Genomic DNA, 16664 nt, shown 5'->3' with positions numbered 1-16664 from the left:
GCTTAACGCTACAGGATTCAGGTTATGAGATCACATTTACCCGGCCCTCTGATGCTTGACGTTGAGGGCTATGAACTGGATGGCGAAGAGCGCGACATCCTGAAGCACCCGCTTGTGGGCGGCTTAATTCTATTTGCCCGAAATTATCACGACCCGGCTCAGCTGGCCGAGCTGGTGCGGCAGATCCGTGCCGCTTCTCACGCCCGACTGGTGGTTGCGGTGGATCAGGAAGGCGGTCGCGTGCAGCGTTTTCGTGACGGCTTCACTCAATTGCCTGCCATGCAATCCTTTGCCGCGCTTCACGATGCCGAAACCGCAGGTGAGATGGCACAGCAGGCAGGCTGGCAGATGGCGGCCGAGATGATCGCGATGGATATTGATATCAGCTTTGCGCCGGTACTCGACATTGGTCATATCAGCGCCGCAATTGGCGACCGCTCTTTCCATGCCGATCCAGCCATCGCCCTTGCCGTTGCGCGCCGTTTTATTGCAGGGATGCATGAGGTGGGCATGAAGACCACCGGCAAACACTTCCCGGGGCATGGTGCGGTCAGCGCCGATTCGCATAAAGAGACGCCACGCGATCCGCGCGACGAAAAAACGCTGCGTGAGCATGACATGGCGATCTTCAGCAAGCTGATTACCGAGCAGGCGCTGGATGCAATTATGCCTGCACACGTCATTTACACCGACGTTGATCCGCTGCCCGCCAGTGGTTCGCCCTACTGGTTGAAAACCGTACTACGTGATCAGCTGAAATTTGACGGCGTGATTTTCTCCGACGATCTGTCGATGGAGGGCGCCGCCGTGATGGGAAGTTATCCTGAGCGGGCGCAGCAGTCCCTTTCTGCCGGTTGTGACATGATTCTGGTCTGCAATCAGCGTCAGGGTGCCATCAGTGTGCTCGATAACCTGATCCCGGTCGGGTCAGAGAAGGTGACGCAGTTGTATCATCAGGGCAGGTTTACCCGCGATGAACTTCAGGCTACGCATCGCTGGAAAAATAATGCCCAGCAACTGAGTGCGCTTCAGGAACGCTGGCTGGCTCACAAGGCGACGTGGTAAGCAGTCACTGCCCGGCGCTATCTCAACCCTGAGGATTATCATGATCATCTATCTGCACGGTTTTGATTCCAACAGTCCGGGCAATCACGAAAAGGTGCTGCAACTGCAGTTTATCGATCCTGATGTCAGGTTGATCAGTTACAGCACCCGTCATCCTAAACATGACATGCAGTTTCTGCTGAAAGAGACCGACAAGATGCTGACGCTATCTGACGACGACCGCCCGCTGATTTGTGGCGTCGGACTGGGTGGCTTCTGGTCAGAGCGCATCGGATTTTTATGCGGCATCCGGCAGGCCATCTTTAATCCTAACCTCTTTCCGCAGGAGAATATGGAAGGGAAGATCGATCGGCCGGAGGAGTATCATGACATCGCCACCAAATGCGTCAGCGATTTTCGCGAACGCAATCGCGACCGCTGTCTGACCTTTCTCTCCCGTCATGATGAGGCGCAGGACAGCCAGCATATCGCCGCTCAACTCCATCCGTTTTATGAAATCGTCTGGGATGAGACAGAAGGTCACAAATTCAAAAATATATCCCCACATCTTCAGCGGATAAAAGCTTTTAAAACATTAAGTTAAACCCAACAGGCACCGCAAGGTGCCTGTTTTCGTTACGTAATTATCTGAGTTTTATTTCTCCGCTTTGATGTATATCAATATTCTTATGTTCTCCTCTTCCCGCCATGCTATTCTGCCCGCAGATTGCGATTTTAACTTCGCCAACCCTATGTTTCTTAAGGTTTAATTTAACCTTTGGTTAACTTTTGGTTCACAATTTGAGGGGGTCTTTGTTGACTACGTCTGTTAAGAGAATTGTTATTGTCGGAGGGGGAGCGGGCGGCCTGGAAATGGCAACGCAGCTGGGCCATAAACTGGGTCGTAAAAAGAAGGCCGAGATTATCCTGGTTGATCGTAACCACAGTCATTTGTGGAAGCCGCTGCTGCACGAAGTGGCCACGGGTTCAATGGATGAAGGTATTGATGCGCTGAGCTATCTGGCTCATGCCCGCAACCACGGTTTCGAGTTCCAGCTTGGTTCACTGACCGATATCGATCGCAGCCGCAAAGTCATTCGCCTGGCCGAAGTGCTGAACGCACAGGGCGAAGTGCTGGTGCCACAGCGTGAAGTGGCCTACGACCAGCTGGTCATGGCGCTGGGCAGCACCTCAAACGATTTCGGCACGCCAGGCATTAAAGATCACTGCATTTTCCTGGATAATCCGCAACAGGCGCGTCGTTTCCACAACGAAATGCTTAACCTGTTCCTGAAATTCTCCGCCAGCGAAGGCAAGGTCGAGAAAGTTAACATTGCCATCGTCGGCGGCGGTGCAACCGGCGTTGAGCTGTCAGCGGAGTTGCACAACGCGGTGAAACAGCTGCACAGCTATGGATTCAAAGGCCTGGGACGCGAAGCGCTGAACGTGACGCTGGTAGAAGCTGGTGAACGTATTCTGCCTGCACTGCCACCGCGTATCTCTGCTGCGGCGCATCAGGAGCTGACCAAACTGGGCGTGCGTGTTCTGACACAAACCATGGTGACCAGCGCTGAGCCGAAGGGCCTGCATACCAAAGGTGGCGAGTTTATCGAAGCCGATCTGATGGTCTGGGCTGCAGGCATTAAAGCCCCTGACTTCCTGAAAGAGATTGGCGGACTGGAAACCAACCGCATCAATCAGCTGGTGGTAAAAGAGACACTGCAGACCACGCTGGACGATGACATCTACGCGATTGGCGACTGTGCCTCCTGCGCCCTGCCTGGCGGTGGCTTTGTTCCGCCACGCGCCCAGTCGGCACACCAGATGGCCTCACGCGCCATGGATAACATCCTGGCGCAGCGTCACGGTAAACCGCTGAAAGCCTATGTCTATAAAGATCATGGCTCGCTGGTGTCGCTCTCCCGCTTCAGTACCGTCGGCAGCCTGATGGGTAACCTGATGCGCGGCTCGATGATGGTGGAAGGACGCATTGCACGCGTTGTCTACATCTCACTCTATCGTATGCACCAGGTCGCACTCCACGGCTACTTTAAAACCGGCCTGATGATGCTGGTCGGCAGCATCAACCGGGTTCTTCGCCCGCGGCTTAAGCTGCACTAAGTAACCGCGATAAACCTGGTTAAGGCTAAGCCTCCTCGATTCTGAGGGGGCTTTTTTTATGTCCCTGAAAGGCACCGAAACAGAAGCAAGCGCAGGATAGTGCGGTATCGACTCAAACAAAATAAATTCATAATTTTTAATTAAGTAAAAAATATGATCATGGCAGGGAATAAGCAGGGTGGTGCCTGAAATTAGTGCCGTTCATATCAATAGGATTAACGGAAGAATATTTGCTGTAGCCAGAAAACTGTTCAGGCAACGAGTCAGACTACTTTAGTTCCGTTGTTAGCCTGGTTGCAGGTCTGGTCTCGGTTGGTTAAGGGCTGGCTAATCCCTTGTTATTGATTGGCTAAAAATATCCGTATCGGCACCATTAGTTAATCCCGGCGATTCACCTGATAAATAACACCTGAAATACAGTTAAATATTGGTACTTTTTAAATCGCGTACCCCACTGGATTTTGTAAGTATGGTGTGATTTTTACTGTAATTTTTCTTGTGCTTCCTGATTCCGGCGGCATAATGTGCGCATGAAAGTAGTTATATACATTTTGTTACACCTTAACCACATGGATCGGTTATGCAGCCCCAAAAAAATGGAGTTTTAACAACGTTGGCACCTTTGCTTTGCGTTCTGCTGGTTAACACCCTGCCAATTTGCACTGCGCAGGCAGCAACGGGTGATGAGCAGTTGCAACATCAGCAGGAGCAACAAAAAGCGCGTCAGCAGCGGCTAATGCCACCGGTGCCTGATGTGCGACTCTCAGAAACGGTTCCGGCACCTTCCCACCTCAAGTTCCCGCAGGAAACACCCTGTTTTGTTATTCAGCAGGTCAGCCTTTCCGGCCAGGAGGCGCTGCCGCACTGGGTGCCTCTGCAGCGTCTGGCTACTCAGGCTAATGGCCAGTGTCTCGGCGTAAAAGGCATCAGCCAGTTAATGAGCACGCTGCAAAACCGGCTGATCAATCATGGCTGGGTCACCACGCGCGTGCTGGCTCCGCAACAGGATCTGCGTCAGGGCGTTCTGCACCTGCTGATCGTGCCTGGTAAAATCCGCAATGTGGAACTGTCACCTTCCTCATCCCGCTACGTCAGTCTGTGGCCGACATTGCCAGCCCATGCCGGCAATCTGCTTGATCTGCGTGATATTGAACAGGGGCTGGAAAACCTGCAACGTCTGCCGACGGTGGAGGCGCATATGGCGCTCCATCCTGGCCTCAATCCGGGTGAAAGTGACATCGTGATTGAACGCACGCAGCGCCGTTTCTGGCGACTCGGCGCATGGCTGGATGATTCCGGCACCGAGAGTACCGGGCGCTATCAGAGCGGGATTATGCTGGCGCTGGATAACCCGACCTCCCTCAGCGATCTCTTCTATCTGACCGCCAGCCGCGACCTGGGATTTGCGAGCAGAAAAAGCAGCAAAAGCCTGTCGGGACACTACTCGGTGCCCCTGGGTTACTGGCTGGTTGGCCTTACCGCCAGCGACTACGATTATCATCAGACCGTCGCCGGTTACAGCCGCGATTTTCTCTACGCCGGTAAGAGCCGCTCGCTGGATGTGCAGGCGAGCCGGGTGATTTACCGCAATGCAGCCGCTAAAACCACTGTCAGCGCCGATGTGCTGGTCAAAGAGTCGCGTAACTTTATCAACGACACCGAAATCACCAGCCAGCAGCGACGTACCAGCGCATGGCGACTCGGCCTGTCGCACCGGCACTATATTGGTTCGGCCACGCTGGACGCCGGTGTCAGCTATCAGCGGGGCACGCGCTGGTTCGGTGCGCTGCCAGCCTGGGAGGAGTCGTATCAGGATTCCACCTATGCCACCGCGCTTTCTAAAATTCTGACCTGGCAGGCGGGACTTACCACGCCCTTCACGCTGGGAAATCAGCGATTAAGTTACAACATACAATACCGTCGCCAGATGAGTAACACCCCGTTGACACCGCAGGATGAGTTCGCCATTGGCAACCGCTGGACCGTGCGCGGTTTTGATGGTGAACGCACCCTTAGCGCCAGCCGGGGCTGGACCGTTCAGAACACGCTGGCGTGGCAGACGCCGCTGCCCGCTCAGGAACTCTATCTGGGTGCAGACTATGGCGAGGTGGGCGGCAACAGCGTCTCTCAGGGCGGGCCGCTGGGACGTCATCTGGCGGGCGGCGTCATCGGGCTACGCGGTGCCATCACGCCCGCCAGCCTGAGTTACGATTTTTTTGCCGGTATTCCTCTGTCGAAACCGGACGGCTTTAAAACCGATCCGGCTACTTTTGGTTTCAGCGTGAACTGGAACTACTAAACCTTTTATCGATATTGCTGACAATGGACTGTGCGCATTATGAATAAACTTTGCTATCGACTTATCTTCAACCGGGTTCGCGGCATGTTAATGGTGGTGTCTGACATCACCCGCAGCGGCTATTCGCGCGTTGCCCGCTGCCCGAAACGTACCTCAGACACTGAGGCAAGGGTGCGGATCTCTCCGCTCAGTTTTGCACTCTGGCTGGCGGCGGGTGTGGTCAGTCTGCCGGTGCAGGCCGGTATTGTGGCAGACAGCAGCGCGCCGGGCAGCCAGAAGCCTACCGTTATGGCGACGGCCAACGGTCTGCCGCAAATCAACATTCAGACGCCCAACAGCCAGGGTGTTTCCCGCAATCAGTACAGCCAGCTCGACGTCGACGCGCGCGGCGCAATCCTGAACAACAGTCATCAGAATACCGCCACTCAACTGGGTGGGATGGTGGCGGCTAACCCGTGGCTGTCAAAGCAGGAAGCGACGGTCATCCTCAACGAAGTGAACAGTCGTAATCCCAGCCAGCTGAACGGGTTTATCGAAGTGGCGGGTAAACGGGCTGCCGTCGTCATCGCTAACCCCTCAGGCATTACCTGTAACGGCTGCGGATTTATCAACGCCAGCCGCAACACGCTAACTACCGGACAGGCGCTGATTGAAAACGGTCAGCTCAAAGGCTTCGATGTGAATGGCGGACGCATCAATATCGAAGGTCAGGGCCTGAATGACAGTGATGCGGACTACACCCAGATTATTGCGCAGTCGGTCGCGGTTAACGCAAAAGTTCATGCCCGTGAACTGAATGTGGTTACAGGCAGGAACCAGGTGGCAGCTGAAGGCAACGTCACCACAGTAAAAGCGGATAATGGGACGACACGGCCTGAGTTTGCACTCGACGTCGCGGCGATTGGCGGTATGTATGCCCATAAAATTACCCTGACCGGCACTGAAAAAGGGGTTGGCGTGCGGAATGCCGGTGAGCTGGGTGCCAGCGCCGGTGAGCTGCACCTGAGCGTGGATGGCAGACTGGAAAACAGCGGTACGCTGCAAAGCCAGGCCGCACTGCAGATAGCCAGCACGGGTGACCAGGATAACCGCGGCAACATCGTATCACAGCAGGATGTCACGCTGACGTCCAGCGGCACGCTGCGCAACAGCGGGCTGGTGAGCGCGGGCCGTAACGCGACGCTCTCCGCCAGCACCCTTCAGAGCTCCGCTGAAAGCACGCTTGCGGCAGGCGTTGATGGCAACGATACCCTGAGCCAGCCCGGCAGTTTACTGCTGACCAGCCAGGGCGAGCTTAAAGCGCAGGGTAAAAACCTGGCGCACGACCAGATTCAGGCGCGGGGCAGCCGGGTCGATGTTAGCGGGAGTCAGACTTCCGCCTATGTCATCGCACTGACTTCTACGCAGGCAGATATCAGCACCAAAGGCGCAACGGTAGCGGGCCGCACGCTGGGAATCCAGGCCGCGACAGCGCTTAACAATGACGACGGCAAACTGGCCGCTGGCAGCCTGGCGATAACGGCACAAAACGTCAGTAACAATCGCGGTCTGCTGCGTCAGCAAAACCGCGAAGCCCTGACGATCGCCACCGGTTCATTGCTCAACAATCAGGGCACGCTGAGCAATGAAGGTGATACCCGGCTACAGGCTCAGCACATTGAAAACCGCGGCGGACTCATCGCAGGTAACGGCGATTCGCTGCAACTCGATACGCCATGCCTCGATAATCAGGGCGGCACGGTGCAGCTGGCGGGCAATAATGGCGCGCTGAACCTCAATGCGACCCGGCTGGACGGGAATCAGGGCAATCTGCTGTCAGCGGGTGCGTTAACGCTCAGCGGCGACCGTCTTGACCTCTCAGAAGGGCATACCCAGGCAGAGGCGCTGACGCTAACAGCGGGTACGCTGGATCACCGGCAGGGTCTGCTGTCGCAGCGCGGCACTGGTGAGATGACCATTGCGGTTTCAGGTGATGCAGACAATCACGGTGGACGGATAGAGAGCGGCGGTAACCTTAATCTCGCCTCAGGCAGCCTGGATAACAGTAGTGGCACGTTGCTGGCGGCGGGCATCGGCGATCTGCAACTGCAGGTTCAGGAGACCCTGACGAACGCGCAGGGTGCAATGCAGGCCAGCCGCAATCTGCAACTCACCGGCGCACGTCTTAACAATCAGCAGGGTCTTATCGCCTCAACCGGCGGTGACGCTATGCTGAAGACCCGTGAGACTATTGATAACACCCAGGGTCGCATCGACGCGGGCCAGCAGGTCACCCTGCGCAGTCAGGCGCTGGAGAATCAGCGTGGAAGCGTACTCGGTCACGGCGTAGCCATCGACACGCAGCAGGGTGAACTGAACAATACCAGCGGCAATCTGGTAGCGGCTACCGATCTCAGCATTTCCAGTGGCAAAACAGACAATCATACCGGCCTGATCCAGTCAGGCGGTGACCTTGCGCTCGACACCCACGGGCAGGCGCTGAATAATCGTGACAGTGGCAAAACAGGAATCATCAGCGGTGGCGCATTACGCCTGAACAGTGGCGACCTGGATAACCAGAACGGCGTCATCGCCGCTGCCTCGGCAACCAACATCAATAGCGGCCCGCTGACCAACATTGACGGCATCCTGATGTCGGATGGCGCGCTGACGCTGAAGACGGGTGCGCTCGACAATCAGCGAGGCTTATTACAATCGGGTCAGGCGCTGTCACTGGATACGCATGGCGCGCAGCTAATCACTAGCGACAGCGGCGATCGCGGCGGCATTGTGGCACGTGGCGATCTGCAACTCTCCACCGGAACGATTGCGGGCAACCAGGGAATTATTCAGGGACAGAACCTGCTGATCGATACCCAGGGTCAGGCTGCTGATTTCAGGTCGGGTCTGATCAGTGCCAGAGGAAATCTGGAACTGAACAGCGGCGCGCTGGATAACCGCGGCGGGCGACTGCAGTCTGCCGGAGATATGCAGCTGAATACGCACGGAGAGGCACTGAACAACGCGGCATCAGGTGCCGTTGCTGCGGGCGCGAATCTGCATGTCAGCAGTGGTGATATCGACAACAGCAGCGGCTCGCTGGTCTCGGCGGGTAATCTGCAGCTCAACAGCGGAGCACTGAACAACGCTGATGGAATTATTAATGCCGATCATGAGCTGACGCTGGAAAGCAATCGCATTGATAACCAGCGCGGCCTGCTTCAGTCAGGTGAGGCGCTTTCAGTCAACACCCAGGGCGGCGAACTCATTAACCGCGACAGCGGTGAGCACGGCGGACTCGTTGCAGGCGGCGATCTGCGCCTTTCCAGCGGCCAGATCGATGGCCGTAATGGCGTGATGCTGGGACAGAATATCCTTATCGACACCCACCAACAGACCTTTGATCATCAGCAGGGTCAGCTGGGCGCTAAAGGCACGCTGCAACTGGATAGCGGGCTGCTCAACAACCGTGCAGGCAGGATTGAGTCGGGTGGCGATCTTAATCTGGATACCCACGGCAACAATCTGATTAACCGCGACAGTGGAACCGCAGGTGGCCTGTTCAGCGCCGGCATCCTGAAGCTCTATAGCGGCACGCTGGATAACCTGCGCGGCTTTATCACCGGTTTTACCGGCGCGCAGGTTGTGACGGGCGATATCAACAACCAGTCCGGCACGCTGTCGGGCGGTAAAGGACGACTCGATCTCACCAGCGGCGAGCTACAAAATCAGGGCGGTCTGTTACAGGCCGGTAACGACATGATGCTGGATACCCAGGGCCATGCTTTGATCAATCGCGACAGCAGTAGCCAGCGCGGCATCGTTGCCCTGAACAGTCTGGATCTGCGCAGCGGCGCGATTGATAACCAGACCGGCTTTATTGCCGCCGGACAGCAGGCATCGCTCAGTGCCAGCCAACTCAACAACAGTCAGGGGCAGGTTGCAGGCAATAGCGGACTGACGTTCAACGGCCAGGCGCTGAACAACAGCGACGGGAAACTGCAGTCGGCGGGGGATATCATCCTTAACACGACAGGCCAGACGCTGACTAACCAGCGCGGACTGATCGCCAGTGCCGGCAACCTTCATATCGACAGTGGTTCGGTGGATAATCAGCAGGGGCAGATGCAGGGCGGCAACGATCTGACACTCAATGCGGGACAGAATGCACTGCTTAATCAGACGGGCAGACTCCTTTCGGCAGGCACGCTGTCGCTGACGGCGGGTCAGTTGGTCAACAATGACGGCCTGGTACAAAGCGTTGGCAACGGCGCACTGTCGCTGAGCCAGCAGCTGGATAACCGCAGCGGGCTGATTCAGGGCGGCCAGCAGATGACGATCTCCACGCCATCGCTAATCAACCGCGATACCCGACAGAACGGCAAAGGGATTGAAGCGGGCAGTTTAACCCTCGAAACCGTCTCGCTGGACAACAACCAGGGCGCACTGCGCGCAAAACAGCGGCTGGCACTCACCGTGCAACAGGCGCTGAATAACGTTAGCGGGCTGATCTCATCAGCAGATACGCTGATTATTCAGGACAGGTCGCAGGCCCAGGCGCTCTCCATCAACAATCAGAAGGGCACGCTGATTGCTGATAAAGAGGCACAGATCAGCGCGGCTGCGCTGAGTGGTGACGGGCAGGTGTTGTCGCAGGGTAATCTCGGCATCACGCTGTCGGGTGATTTCCATAACCTCTCAGAGGTTAAAGCCAACGGCACGCTACGCCTGGCGGCGGGCGGCAACGTCACCAATGATGGCACCCTCGCGGGTCAGCAGGCGTTATTCCTCACTGCACACAACATCAACAATCAGAAAAACGGCGAGATCAGCGGCGGGGAGACCCACATCACGGCAGCGGATACCCTCAATAATCGTGGTCTGATTGACGGTGGCCTGACACATCTGGTGGCGGGTGTCCTGAATAACAGCGGCACCGGCCGTATATTCGGCGATCATGTCGCCATTGCGGCCGTGCTGCTCAACAACCTCAGCGAAGGCGGCAAAGCGGCGGTGATTGCTGCACGTCAGCGAATGGATATTGCGGCGGGCACCCTGAACAACCGCGACCATGCGCTGATCTACAGTGATGGTGATCTGCATATTGGCGGCCAGCTGGATGCGAACTATCAGGCCACAGGACAGGGGCAGCAGCTCAACAATGATGGTGCAACGATTGAGGCCGGACAGGATGCCACGATCAGTATGGCGGAAATTAATAACACCAACCGCCACCTGACCACGCAGGTCGTTAAAACCGAAGATAGCCAGCACCATGACGCAGTACTCAGAGGCCACACCGACCGTTTTGACTGGGCCAAAGTAGACATTAGCAAAAAAAATAAATATGGCGTACACACGGCAAAAATGCCGGACGGCACCAGCGGCAGCGAGTTTTATGAGTATGACTACCGGCGGATAGTGAAGGAAACCCAGATCAAAGAGAGCGATCCGGGCAAAATCCTGTCGGGTGGTAATATGACCTTTAGCGCCGGCCGCCTCAACAACCATGACAGCCAGATTGTCGCGGGTGCCGTGCTGGGCGGTAAGATAGGCGAGCTGAATAATCAGGCGACGAAAGGAACGCGTGTCACCACGGACGACGGGAAATCAGTGCGCTGGTATGCGAAGAAGAAGAAAAAGAAATTTGGCGGAACCGAAACCTCCCAGGGCAAGGATCGGAAAACCTATCGCCCGGCACACGTGACGGAGACCATCGATCTGCAGACCCTTAGCTGGCAGGCGAACGCCGCACCGCAGGGCAAGGGCTACCAGACCGGCAACCGGCAGCAGCAGGGCGTCACTGCGCAGGCTGCCAGCATTGGCAAGCCTGCCGTCCAGCAGGCGGTGACGGCCGTGGCGCTGAACGCCACGGATAGCGGCAGTACATTGTTGCCAGCCGGATTACGCTATGACAGTGCGCTGACGCTGGACAAGCTTGGAAGCCTCAAAGACCGGCCACTGCTGTTACCTGCCGGACAGCAGTTCTCGCTGACGCTGCCCGCCACGGTGGTCGACGGACAGACCATTACACCCGTGATCCGCACCGTCTCACCGGATATCCGTCTGCCGGATAACAGCCTTTATCAGTTGCAGCCCGGCAGCGACAGTCACTACCTGGTCGAGACCGATCCACGCTTTGTCAATCAGAAGCAGTGGCTCAGCAGCGACTATATGCAGAACGCTCTGATCAGCGACAGCAGCCTGATCCTGAAACGACTGGGCGATGGTTATTACGAACAGCGTCTGGTGCGCGATCAGATTATTCAGATGACCGGCAATCGCTATATCAGCGGGTATAGCAGCGATGAAGATCAGTATCGCGGGCTAATGAATAATGGGGTAGCCTTTGCCAAAGCGTACCAGCTGGTTCCGGGCGTGGCACTGACTCCGGCTCAGATGGCACTGCTCACCAGCGATATCGTCTGGCTGGTGAATCGGACCGTTACGCTGCCGGATGGCACACAGCAGACGGTGCTGGTGCCGCAAATGTATGCGAAGGTGAAGCAGGGTGACTTAACCGGCGACGGCGCGTTGATCGGGGGCGGTAGCGTGGCGCTGGCGGCCCGCAACGACATCACCAACAGCGGCACCATCAAGGGGCGCGACGTGACGCAACTGACGGCACAGTCGCTGACCAACAGCGGCTACATCAGCGGCAACACGGTGAATCTCACCGCACGGCAGGATATCACTAACCTCGGCGGTACAATTCGCGGCGGCAGTCAGGTTACGCTGCTGGCGGGGCGCGACATCACCAGCCAGTCCACGCTGCGCGGCGACGGCACTGACCGCTGGATCGATCGTCCGGCCGGTATCTACGTGCAGGGCACCGATGGTGCCCTGACGCTGAGCGCGCTGAACAACATTAATCTGGCCGCCAGCGATATCGGCAACACCGGAAAGAAGAGCACAACGACGATCCATGCGGGCAATGACCTGACGCTCGGCACTCTCAGTACGCAGCACAGTGAAAACGACAGCTGGAACAGCGATAACTACCGTCGCCTGTCACAGCAGAGCGATGCCGGGACGCGTATCACCGCCGGTGGCGCGCTGGAGCTGAGTGCCGGACAGGATATCCGCGCCACCGCCGCGGACGTCACGGCGGGCGGCGCATTGACTGCCATTGCGGGACGCGACATCGTGCTCAGCGCGGGCAACAGCCGGACCGATCTCACCGAACACAGTAAGCAGACCAGCAAAGGGCTGCTGTCGGGCAGCAGCCTGGAAACCCACGACGAGCTGCACAGCAGCGAGGCGCTCGGCACCACGCTGAGCGGCGACAGCGTCCGGCTTCAGGCGGGCCGCGACGTTGCCGTGACCGGCAGCAACGTCGCCGGCACGCAGGACGTGGCGCTGACCGCGGGCCGCGATCTCAGCATCACAACCGCCACAGAAACGAATACTGAGGTGCATCAGCGCGAGGAGAAAAAATCGGGCCTGATGGGCACCGGCGGCATCGGCTTCACCGTGGGTCAGGCGATGCAGAAGAGCAGCACCGACGCCAGCGGCGCACTCAGCCGCGGCAGCACGGTGGGCAGCAGCGACGGCAGCGTGACCCTCAGCGCCGGTAACCAGCTTACCGTGCACGGCAGCGACGTGATCGCCGGTAAAGATCTCTCCCTGAGCGGCAGCGACGTCACTGTCAGCGCGGCCGAAAACAGCCATACCGCGCTGACGAAGACCGAGCAGAAACAGAGCGGCCTGACGCTGGCGCTGTCCGGCACGGTGGGCGCGGCGCTGAACACGGCGGTGCAGACCGCCCGCACCGCCGATGAGAGCGGCGATGACCGGCTGAAGGCGCTGCAGGGCACCAAAGCGGCGCTGACGGCGGCCCAGGCCGCGCAGGCTTACCAGATGGACGGCGCGCAGACCGACGCGGCGAACGCCAGAAACGCCGCCGCGGGCCTGAAGCCGGGCGACAAAGGCTATGACGAAGGCTCCACCAGCTCGGTCGGCATCAGCCTCTCTTACGGCAGCCAGTCATCGAAAAGCGAGACCCGCAGCGAAAGCCGCGAGGCGCAGGGCAGCACGCTGGGCGCGGGCGGTAACCTGGCCATCACCGCCACCGGCGCACAGCCGGGCAGCGCGGGCGACATCCGCGTGCAGGGCAGCCAGCTTCAGGCGGGCGGTGACCTTGGGCTGACGGCGAAAAACGACATCAGCCTGCTGTCGGCGCAGAACAGCGAACGTACCGACAGCACCAACAGCAGCAAGGGCGGCAGCCTGGGTATCGGCCTGACCGCCGGATCGGGCGGTTACGGCATCAGCATCTCGGCCAGCGTCAACGCGGGCAAGGGGCGCGAGAACGGCAACGGGCTGACCCACACCGAGACCACGCTGACGGCGGGCAACGGGCTGAGCCTGAATGCCGGGCGCGACACCACGCTGACGGGAGCGCAGATGCGCGGCGACAGCGTGAAGGTCGACACGGGCCGCAACCTGACGCTGACCTCGGAACAGGACAGCGACCGCTACGACAGTAAGCAGCAGAACGCCAGCGCGGGCGGCAGCTTCACCTTCGGCTCGATGACCGGATCGGCGAGCGTCAACCTCAGCCAGGACAAAATGCACAGCAACTGGCAGAGCGTGGCGGAGCAGACCGGCCTCTTTGCCGGGAAGGGCGGCTTTGACGTGACGGCGGGTGAGCACACCCGGCTGAACGGCGCGGTCATCAGCTCGACGGCGACCGCGGATAAAAACCGGCTCGACACCGGCACGCTGGGCTTCAGCAACATTGAGAACCACGCGGACTACAAAACCGAGCACCAGAGCGTGGGGATGAGCACCGGCGGCAGCATCGGCGGCCAGTTTGCCGGGAACATGGCGAACGGCCTGCTGGCGGGGCTGAACGGCAGCGGCAGCGCGTCGTCGGTGACGAAGGCGGCGGTGAGCGACGGCACGATTGTTATCCGCGATAAGGCGAAACAGACGCAGGACGTGTCGGACCTGAGCCGCATTGCTGAGGGTGCGAATCCGGGGCTGGATAAAATCTTCGATAAGGAGAAAGGGCAGCGGCGGATAGAGACGGCGCAGCTGCTGGCGGAAATCGGCAGCCAGGCGGGGGATATCGCGCGGACGCAGGGCGAGATAGCGGCGACGCGGAAGGCGACGGACGCGATTAAAAACGTCTCAGCAGACGAACTGGCGGCAGCGAAAACGGAGTGGCAGAAGGCGAATCCGGGTCAGGTTCCGACGCAGGGCGATATCGTTCAGCAGGCTTACCAGACGCTGTATAACCGAGAGATGCTGGCTACAGGCCTGGGAACCGGCGGCGCGTGGCAGCAGGGTATCAGTGCGGCGACCGCGGCGATACAGGGCCTGGCGGGGGGTAACCTGGCCCAGGCGTTGAGCGGTGCGGCCGCGCCGTACCTGGCGGAGCAGATTCATAAGCTGACGACGAAAGGCCCGGACGGAAAGGACGTGGTGAACGTTCAGGCGAACCTGATAGCACACGCGGTGGTGGGTGCGGTGACGGCGTACGCGTCGGGCAATCCGGCACTGGCGGGCGCTTCTGGCGCGGTAATGGGTGAGTACATCGCGCAGCAGATGTATCCCGGGGTTAAGCGTGAGGACCTGAGCGAGGAGCAGCGCCAGACCATCAGCGCGCTGGGCACGCTGGCGGCGGGCCTGGCGGGCGGCATTACCGGAGACAGTACGGGCGGTGCGGTGGCGGGCGCGCAGGCGGGTAAAAATGCGGTTGAGAATAATGCGCTGCACGCTGACGATGAGAAGCAGCGACAGGATGCGAAATGGTCGCTGCCGTATCTTCAAGGAGAAAAGAAACAGCAGGCAGAACAGTTAGTCAGTGACCTTGATGCGAAAGATAAGGCATTCGATGCAGCATTAGACTCAGCCTGTAAAGGACTGTCTCCCGAAGCATGCCGGGGAATGCGGCAGGAACTGGCAGTGATGGCGAAAAGCTATGACGAGCAACTCGACGGCCAGTATATCGGCAATATGGGCAGCATTTATAAGGAAGGAAAAGATCAGGTCGACGCCCTGATATGGCGGTATGCCACGGCGGACGCGAAAGCGGAGCGTGAGGCAAACGTCAGCCGTATCGCTGAAAACTGGGGCGTGAGTAAGGAAACAGCAGACGGCCTCTATACCGCGATGACTGGCGTTCATACCATGGCAGCGATTGGTGGCGCGGTTTATGGGATGAAGGAGATTACAGAGAAAACAGCCCAAACCGGATTGCCCCCAGGAAAAATAAATCCACCTCAAAATTCAGTGCAAAGTGAAGCAGTAAGTATTGGGACAAAGATAGATAGCAGCTTAGCTTTAGCTCCTAAAGATACGCTCCCTGATTTTATATCTTCTACTTTTAAATCAAGTAATTATGAGACAGTGATTACTAAAAAACCTGTAACACTTTATAGGAAATTTGGCGGAACGGAGGAGCAGGCAAAACTGGATGGTGGGTATGCAACAACGGTTCAGAATATGGGTAGGAATGAAACGGCTGTTTATAAAAAGTGGAGTACTACACAGTTTGAAGCGCAGATAGAAGTACCTGAAAACACTAAATTGAATATAGGGTTCGTTGGTGAACAACCTCCATTAAGCAATGTTCCAAAATATTCTGGAGGCGCAGATCAAATTTTGCTGCCAAGAAACTACCCCTCGGATTGGATAAAATCTGTTCGGGATGGAAAAACAGGGAAAGTTTATACTTATGATGAATTTAAAAAGACTTTTCCAGAACAACTATCAAGAGGGAAATAAATTGCTTACTGATAAAGATATGAGTGATATCGAGAGGTTAATCACACTGCTAAAACAGGTTGTTAATTATTTGATTAACGATGGGAGTGAAGAGGTTTTTTATTCCTCTATAGAGAAATCACTTAACATTTTAATAAATAAAGAAAAATCAGGATTTCATAATGTAAGTAGTTATATTATGAGTGATTTTAGGATGATGGGAGATAGAGGCCAGTATGGGGGGGAAATCGATGCTATCACGAATGAAATATGCCGAATACTTAAGTCAAACGCTCTGTTTAATAAATTTTAAAATAATATTGTTTTAAAAAGCGGCATGGCATATCGCTAGTGGGCCTAATCAAGTTCGGGTAAATCGAGCACAAAAAATGCTACATCAGCGGCAACACCGTTAATCTCACCGCCCGCCAGGATATCACTAACCTCGGCGGTACAATTCGCGGCGACAGTCAGCTTACGCTGCTGGCGGAAATCGACAGCCAGGCGG

General features: G+C 57.2%; 6 protein-coding genes. All 6 read left to right on the top strand.

Features of this window, described 5'->3' with window-relative positions:
* The first annotated feature begins 24 nt into the window (after nt 1-24).
* The 6 genes from nagZ to HZZ01_RS06900 all read left to right on the top strand — a co-directional run bounded on the left by nagZ (nt 25) and on the right by HZZ01_RS06900 (nt 16469).
* Nucleotides 25-1065, top strand: coding sequence for a beta-N-acetylhexosaminidase (gene nagZ, locus HZZ01_RS06925; protein ID WP_179896054.1), 1041 nt, complete (start codon nt 25-27; stop codon nt 1063-1065).
* A 40-nt stretch (nt 1066-1105) separates the two neighbouring features.
* A complete protein-coding gene (ycfP, locus tag HZZ01_RS06920) occupies nt 1106-1648 on the top strand; it encodes an alpha/beta hydrolase YcfP (RefSeq protein ID WP_179896053.1) in 543 nt (180 codons plus the stop codon).
* A 212-nt stretch (nt 1649-1860) separates the two neighbouring features.
* On the top strand, nt 1861-3165 hold the full coding sequence (locus HZZ01_RS06915) for an NAD(P)/FAD-dependent oxidoreductase (protein WP_179896052.1): 1305 nt from the start codon (nt 1861-1863) through the stop codon (nt 3163-3165).
* 580 nt (nt 3166-3745) lie between these two features.
* The gene (locus HZZ01_RS06910; protein WP_179896051.1) at nt 3746-5464 is read left to right on the top strand and encodes a ShlB/FhaC/HecB family hemolysin secretion/activation protein; all 1719 of its coding nucleotides are present in this window, start codon (nt 3746-3748) and stop codon (nt 5462-5464) included.
* A 39-nt stretch (nt 5465-5503) separates the two neighbouring features.
* A complete protein-coding gene (locus HZZ01_RS06905; protein WP_179896050.1) occupies nt 5504-16177 on the top strand; it encodes a hemagglutinin repeat-containing protein in 10674 nt (3557 codons plus the stop codon).
* Entirely contained in the window at nt 16128-16469 is a 342-nt protein-coding gene (locus tag HZZ01_RS06900; RefSeq protein ID WP_179894974.1) for a hypothetical protein, read from the top strand. Before HZZ01_RS06905 ends, HZZ01_RS06900 begins: the two co-directional genes overlap by 50 nt.
* Nucleotides 16470-16664 lie beyond the last annotated feature (195 nt).

Origin of the sequence: Pantoea sp. WMus005 (assembly GCF_013415305.1) — a bacterium.
GTDB lineage: Bacteria > Pseudomonadota > Gammaproteobacteria > Enterobacterales > Enterobacteriaceae > Pantoea > Pantoea rara.
The sequence above is the reverse complement of the archived record's forward strand: the minus strand, read 5'-3'. Positions and strand labels throughout refer to the sequence as shown.

What these genes read in the sequence shown, in the direction of transcription:
- HZZ01_RS06905 (WP_179896050.1), top strand. Translation starts at nt 5,504, where the DNA reads ATGAATAAACTTTGCTATCGACTTATCTTCAACCGGGTTCGCGGCATG.
- HZZ01_RS06900 (WP_179894974.1), top strand. Translation starts at nt 16,128, where the DNA reads ATGATGAATTTAAAAAGACTTTTCCAGAACAACTATCAAGAGGGAAAT.
- HZZ01_RS06910 (WP_179896051.1), top strand. Translation starts at nt 3,746, where the DNA reads ATGCAGCCCCAAAAAAATGGAGTTTTAACAACGTTGGCACCTTTGCTT.
- nagZ (WP_179896054.1), top strand. Translation starts at nt 25, where the DNA reads ATGAGATCACATTTACCCGGCCCTCTGATGCTTGACGTTGAGGGCTAT.
- ycfP (WP_179896053.1), top strand. Translation starts at nt 1,106, where the DNA reads ATGATCATCTATCTGCACGGTTTTGATTCCAACAGTCCGGGCAATCAC.